The organism is Variovorax sp. Varisp36 (genome assembly GCF_047304235.1).
Lineage (GTDB): Bacteria > Pseudomonadota > Gammaproteobacteria > Burkholderiales > Burkholderiaceae_C > Variovorax.
This window is the reverse complement of record NZ_JBGLYU010000098.1, coordinates 1-1,335: the sequence shown is the minus strand read 5'-3', so window position 1 is coordinate 1,335 and position 1,335 is coordinate 1. Positions and strand designations below refer to the sequence as shown.

Genomic DNA, 1,335 nt, shown 5'->3' with positions numbered 1-1,335 from the left:
TCCTCGATAGCTCAGTCGGTAGAGCGCCGGACTGTTAATCCGTAGGTCCCTGGTTCGAGCCCAGGTCGAGGAGCCACCACAAGCCGCAAGGCCTCTGGAAAGCCCGCTGTCTTTTTGGACAGCGGGCTTTTTCTTTGCCCGGTACATGCTTAACGGCAAGGCAGGTGAGGCCATTGCTTGATGGCCTCGCGGCACGTCCTACACTCGGGCGCATGGTCCCCTTGTCCGTGTTCCGCAAACACCCTGCACGCGCAGCCCTGCCCCAGGCAGTGGCTGGCCGCCGCACGGGTGTTGCCCTTGCGGCGACCACGGCGATCTTGCGACGCACCCGCGCACTTTCCTGAGCCCGGCGGTCCGCTACCCTCCTTCCTGATGCGCGAACCATTGACCGCCGGGCACCCGCCGCGCGGCAGCGACGCCGTTCGTTCTTCCATCCAGAACGGCGCCGCAATCAACTGGAGTGCTTCATGCTTGCAACCATTCACGGGGAGCGCACGCTCACCGAACTCGACTTCGTCCGCCTCGGCAAACTGACGGGCCACCAGCTTCCGCCCGTACTCGCCGAACTCCTCGATGCGGCGGACGTGCTGCCCTCGCGCGAGGTCCCGGAGGACATCGTGACGATGAACTCCCAGGTGGAGGTCGAAGACCCCGTCACGCGGCAGCGCCAGAAGATCACCCTCTGCTACCCCGGTGACGCGCAGCCGGGCGCAGGCTTCGTCTCGGTGCTGTCGCCCGTCGGCATCGGCCTGCTGGGCATGAAGACGGGCACGCTTGCCCGCTGGCAGATGCCCAATGGCGCGGAAGGCGCCGCGCACGTGGTCGCGGTGCTGTTCCAGCCGGAGGCCAGCGGCGACTACACGCGCTGAGATCGCTCGTGACTTTCGGCACTGGCGCGCCGTAGTGCCGGGGTCGTATCGTCGCGCGGCCGCCGGCGGCGCGTCGAATCGGGAGGCCGTACAGGCCATGGCAATTCCAACTTCGGTCCTGACGAGTGACGCCTGCCACGGGCGCAGCATCCTTCTTCTCACTCGACAGATCGAACATGGCTTTTTTCAAACTCTCTCTCGCAAGCGCACTCACCGGCCTGCTGGCCCTTTCAGGTTGCCAGACCATGGATATGCAGATGGGCAGCCAGTCGGCCAAGACCATGGCCACCGGCAGCGCCGCAGGCAGCGCCACCGCCGGCGAAAGCAGCCAGCTCGAGCGCTGCGAATCGCCACTCGGCACGGTCTCGCTGATCGAAAACCAGAGCGCGGGCTGGTACACCATCCTTACCGGCGAATACCGCCTGCCGCCCACGGCCAACCTGCTGCGCCTGCTGGTGCAGCAATC

1 protein-coding gene, 1 tRNA gene and 1 pseudogene are annotated in these 1,335 nt (G+C 66.1%); all 3 read left to right on the top strand.

The window, feature by feature from the left end; all coding sequences use genetic code 11:
* Window positions 1-76 (top strand) — tRNA-Asn (locus ACCD11_RS28320).
* Window positions 77-467: 391 nt separating this feature from the next.
* Window positions 468-869: a GreA/GreB family elongation factor gene (locus ACCD11_RS28315; RefSeq protein WP_413316453.1), complete on the top strand. Its 402-nt coding sequence runs from the start codon at window positions 468-470 to the stop codon at window positions 867-869.
* 176 nt (window positions 870-1,045) lie between these two features.
* Window positions 1,046-1,335, top strand: a pseudogene (locus ACCD11_RS28310) (peptidoglycan-binding protein); the annotation flags it as partial.

Bases quoted from the DNA above. Each gene is read 5' to 3' on its own strand.
- ACCD11_RS28315 (WP_413316453.1), top strand. From the start codon at position 468: ATGCTTGCAACCATTCACGGGGAGCGCACGCTCACCGAACTCGACTTC.